Annotated in this window: 4 protein-coding genes and 1 pseudogene; 2 read left to right on the forward strand and 3 right to left on the reverse strand. The window is 62.6% G+C overall.

What is annotated here, in order from left to right; genetic code table 11:
* The coding region (locus EOA36_RS27420; RefSeq protein WP_145969333.1) for an RNA methyltransferase at positions 1-830 on the forward strand (830 nt) is incomplete at its 5' end.
* 125 nt (positions 831-955) lie between these two features.
* On the opposite strand, the gene EOA36_RS27425 is transcribed toward EOA36_RS27420, so the two are convergent.
* From EOA36_RS27425 to gcl, 3 genes are all read right to left on the reverse strand, one after another.
* Positions 956-1,930, reverse strand: a complete 975-nt coding sequence (locus tag EOA36_RS27425) for a 2-hydroxy-3-oxopropionate reductase (RefSeq protein ID WP_127280218.1) — start codon at positions 1,928-1,930, stop codon at positions 956-958.
* Between the two features lie 136 nt (positions 1,931-2,066).
* The gene (gene hyi, locus EOA36_RS27435; RefSeq protein ID WP_127280220.1) at positions 2,067-2,864 is read right to left on the reverse strand and encodes a hydroxypyruvate isomerase; all 798 of its coding nucleotides are present in this window, start codon (positions 2,862-2,864) and stop codon (positions 2,067-2,069) included.
* Positions 2,865-2,935: 71 nt separating this feature from the next.
* Positions 2,936-4,717 (reverse strand): glyoxylate carboligase, encoded by a 1,782-nt coding sequence (gcl, locus tag EOA36_RS27440; protein ID WP_127280221.1) that lies wholly within the window; start codon positions 4,715-4,717, stop codon positions 2,936-2,938.
* 27 nt (positions 4,718-4,744) lie between these two features.
* On the opposite strand from gcl, the pseudogene EOA36_RS27445 reads away from it, so the two are divergent.
* Positions 4,745-4,974, forward strand: a pseudogene (locus EOA36_RS27445) (IclR family transcriptional regulator); the annotation flags it as partial.

Here is a 4,974-nt window from a genome sequence, read left to right on the forward strand (position 1 = left end):
CCCCGAAAGACACCCACTACGCCAAGCTCCGCCGCGCCTTTCGCGACGAGAAAAGCGGCGGCGCGCCGGCGTTCAGGCCTCGCCAACCCGTACCACCGGGCGAAAACGCCGGGGATGGCCTGGTGCGCCTTTATGGCCTGCACACTGTGCGAGCCGCGCTCGACAATCCGCGCCGCCGGATCAAAAAAATGCTGGTGACGCGCAATGCGGCCGAACGGCTCGAGATCGGTGATCTCGGCGCCCTGCCCTTCAAGGCGGAACTGGTCGAACCCAGGGACATCGACAAGGTCACCGGGTCGGACGCCGTGCATCAGGGCGTGCTGATAGAGGCCGAGCCGCTGAAGCCCAAGCGCCTCGACGCGCTTGGCGACACCAGGCTGATGCTGGTGCTCGACCAGGTCACCGATCCGCACAATGTCGGCGCCATCCTGCGTTCGGCGGTCGCCTTCGGCGCCGGCGCGCTGATCACCACGGCGCGCCATAGCCCGCAAGAATCGGGCGTGCTGGCGAAATCCGCCTCCGGCGCGCTGGAGCATATCGACCAGATCGAGGTGAAGAACCTCGCCGACGCGCTCGGCCAACTGCACGAGGCCGGCTTCCAGACCATCGGGCTCGATTCGGACGGGCAGGCGGAACTCGAAACCAGCTTTGCCGGCGACAGGATAGCACTGGTGCTCGGCGCCGAGGGCAAGGGCCTACGCCAGAAGACGCGCGAGACGGTGACGACACTGGCCCGCCTCGACATGCCCGGCGCCATCCGCTCGCTCAACGTGTCGAACGCCGCGGCGGTGAGCCTTTATGCGGCGCGGGCATTTCTGAAGCGCGGCTGAGCCGCGGCAAGCCGCCCGCCAAAACATCTCGAAACGAGAAACGGGTTCCAGCGACAGCGCTGGAACCCGTTCTTGTGTAGGACAAGAGCTGGCGGCCTGGGAACATTGTGCCGCCCTCTCCCGCCCTATGCCGCTTTGCCCTTCACTTCAGCCGCCTCGCCGCCGACCTCGAAATTGGCCATCCGCTCCAGCGCCCTGACCAGCGCCGAGTGATCCTCCTTCGCCCCGCCATTGGCGGCGCAGGAGTTGAACAACTGCTGGGTGGTCGATGTATTGGGCAGCGACACACCGAGCGCCTTCGCACCCTCCAGCGCCAGGTTGAGATCCTTCTGGTGCAGTTCGATGCGGAAGCCCGGCGCGAAAGTGCGCTTGACCATGCGCTCGCCATGCACTTCGAGAATGCGCGACGCTGCCAGCCCGCCCATCAGCGCTTGCCTGACCTTGGCCGGGTCTGCGCCGGCTTTCGATGCAAAAACAAGCGCTTCGGCGACGGCTTCAATGGTCAGCGCGACGACGATCTGATTGGCGACCTTGGTCGTCTGGCCGACGCCATTCGGCCCGACCAAAGTGATGTTCTTGCCCATTTTCTCGAACACGGGTTTCGCGCGCTCGAAGGTCTTTTCGTCGCCGCCGACCATGATGGTGAGGGATGCGGCCTTGGCGCCGACTTCGCCGCCCGAAACCGGCGCATCGAGATAGTCGCAGCCGAGCTCGTTGATCTTTTTTGCGAATTCCTTGGTCTCGATCGGCGAGATCGAGCTCATGTCGATGACGAGCTTGCCTTCGGAGAGGCCAACGGCAACGCCGTTGTCGCCGAACAGAACGTCGGCCACCTGCGGTGTGTCGGGAACCATGGTGATGATGATGTCGGCCGCCTTGGCCACGGCGGCATGGCCGGTGACAGTCTTCAGCCCCTTGGCGGCAAGATCGGCTGGTGGCTTCGAGCGATGGTCACTGGCGATGACCCTATAGCCGGCATCGAGCAGGTGCCCCGCCATCGGCGCGCCCATGATGCCGAGGCCGATGAAGCCTATGGTTTCCATTGTGGTTCTCCTGAATATCTCGTTCGACTTCGTCGAAAGGCTGGCGCTGCCCCTCATCCGCCTGCCGGCACCTTCTCCCCGTATAGTGACGGGGAGAAGGGAAGCGCTCCGACGCTGGCGATCCCCTCTCCCCGTTCTTCACAGGGAGAGGGCAAGGGTGAGGGGCAGCGCCGACGTTGGTAGTTCCCGACGGCTAAGCCGCCGCGCTGCCCTGCCCGGCTAATTCCCGAAACCAGCCCAGCCCGGCGTCCGTACCCGCCTTTGGCTTGTATTCCGCACCCACCCAGCCGGAATAACCAATCCGGTCGATGTGTTCGTAGAGGAAAGGAAAATTGATCTCGCCCGTCCCCGGCTCGTGACGGCCGGGATTGTCCGCAAGCTGGATATGCGCGATGCGGGGAAGGTTCGCTTCGATGGTACGGGCGAGATCCCCCTCCATGATCTGCATGTGGTAGATGTCGTATTGCAGGAACAGGTTCTTGGAGCCGATGCGGTCGATCAGCGCTAGCGCCTGGTCGGAATAATTGAGGAAGAAACCCTCGATATCGCGCGTGTTGATCGGTTCGATCAGCAACTTGATGCCGGCCTGCTCCAGTTTCTCCGCCGCGAAGGCAAGGTTTTCGGCGAAGACATTTTCAAGCGTGTCCCGTGCAATGCCCTGCGGCGCAATGCCGGCCAGGCAGTTGACCTGCTTGCAATCCAGCGCCTGCGCATAGGCGATCGCCTTGGCGATGCCCTGGCGGAACTCCGGCACGCGGTCCGGCAGCACGGCGATGCCGCGCTCGCCCTTGGCCCAGTCGCCCGCAGGCAGGTTGAACAGCACTTGGGTCAGGCCGTTCTTTTTCAGGCGGGCGGCGACCACCTCGGGCGCATGATCATAAGGGCCGATATATTCGACACCCTTGAAGCCGGCGCGGGCGGCGGCATCGAAGCGGTCGAGGAAATCGTCCTCGCCAAAGAGCATCGACAGATTGGCTGAAAAACGCGGCATTCTTTTTCTCCCTGGAGTATCGGACCCAAAAGTGGAAACCAGTTTTGGGGCAATCCGATGCTCAAACAAAATCAGTCGAGCATCACGATCGCGGTCGGCGCGTCTTCCTGACGTTCGGCAAGGTCCTCGAATTCGGTGATCTTGTCGATCTCGGTGCCCATCGAGATGTTGGTGACGCGTTCGAGAATGAATTCGAGCACGACTGGAACCTGGTGTTCCTTCATCAACCGCTCCGCTTGCTTGAAGGCGCCGGCGAATTCCTCCGGCTTGCGCACCCTGACCGCCTTGCAGCCCATCGCCTCGGCGACGGCGACATGGTCGACGCCGTAGCCGGCCTCCGGATCGTCAGTCCGGTTGATGTTCTCGAAGGCCAGGCTCACCTCATAGTCCATCGAGAAGCCGCGCTGCGCCTGGCGGATCAGGCCAAGATAGGCGTTGTTCACGACGACATGGATGTAGGGCAGCTTGTGCTGCGCGCCGACGGCCAGTTCCTCGATCATGAACTGGAAATCATAGTCGCCCGACAGCGCCACGATGGTGCGGTCGGGATCGGCGGCGCGCACGCCGAGTGCTGCCGGCAGGGTCCAGCCGAGCGGGCCGGCCTGGCCGCAATTGATCCAGTTACGCGGCTTGTAGACATGCAGGAACTGCGCGCCGGCAATCTGTGACAGGCCGATCGTGGTGACATAGGTGACGTCGCGGCCAAACGCCTTGTTCATCTCCTCGTAGACACGCTGCGGCTTCAGCGGCACCTGGTCGAAATGGGTCTTGCGTTTCATGGTCTTCTTGCGGTCCTGGCATTCCTTGGCCCAGCCCGACCAGTCGCGCAGCTTGCCCGCCGTCTTCCACTCGGTGGCGACGTCGAGCAGGATCTTCAGCGCCGCACCCGCATCCGAGACAACGCCGAGATCGGGCGCGAAGACACGGCCGATCTGCGTTGGCTCGATGTCGACATGGATGAATTTTTTTCCCCTGGTATAGACGTCCACCGAGCCGGTGTGGCGGTTGGCCCAGCGGTTGCCGATGCCGAAGACGAAGTCGGCTTCCAGCATCGTCGCATTACCGTAACGGTGCGAGGTCTGCAGTCCACACATCCCGGCCATCAGCCGGTGGTCGTCGGGGATGGCGCCCCAGCCCATCAGCGTCGGGATGACCGGAACGCCCGCAATCTCGGCAAATTCGATCAACAGGTCGGACGCGTCGGCATTGATGATGCCGCCGCCGGCGACGATCAGCGGCTTCTCAGCCCCATTGAGCATCGCCAGCGCCTTTTCAGCCTGGGCGCGGGTCATCGCCGGCTTGAACGGCGCCAGCGGCTCATAGGCATCGATGTCGAACTCGATCTCGGCCAGCTGGACGTCGACCGGCAGGTCGATCAGCACCGGACCTGGGCGCGACGAGCGCATCAAGTGGAACGCCTTCTGCAGCGCCATCGGCACCAGATAGGGCTCCATCACCGTCACCGCCCATTTGGCGACGGGCGCAGCGATGGCGGCGATGTCGACGGCCTGGAAATCCTCCTTGTTGAGGCGCGCGCGCGGCGCCTGTCCGGTGATGCACAGGATCGGAATGGAATCGGCCGCGGCCGAATAGAGCCCGGTGATCATGTCGGTGCCGGCCGGCCCCGAAGTGCCGATACAAAGACCGATATTGCCCGCCTTGGCGCGGGTATAGCCTTCGGCCATATGCGAGGCGCCCTCGACGTGACGGGCAAGGACATGGCGGATGGTCCCCCTCGCCTTCATCGCGGAATACAGCGGATTGATCGCCGCGCCCGGCACGCCGAAGGCGCAGGAAATGCCTTCCTTTTCGAGAACGAGAACAGCGGCATCGACAGCGCGCATCCTGGCCATTTCCAGCCTCCACGAGATGATTGTTGGATGGCTAAGGATGTCACCGGGCGGGTAATTTTTCAATTTTTCCAGAATATTTTTTCATTTCTAGAAAACAGCTTCTACCAACTGATTTTGTTTCCTTTTCCCTTTTCCAGGATTTGCACCGAGAATTTCATGAAAAACTTTTTCATTGCATCTTTGGAGAAACAGCCGAAAATGCCGACCATGGAAACCAGCGAAAAACGTCAGCGCGGGCGCCCGCGCTCCTTCAACGG

The sequence above is a fragment of the Mesorhizobium sp. M8A.F.Ca.ET.021.01.1.1 genome (genome assembly GCF_003998025.1).
Classification (GTDB): domain Bacteria; phylum Pseudomonadota; class Alphaproteobacteria; order Rhizobiales; family Rhizobiaceae; genus Mesorhizobium.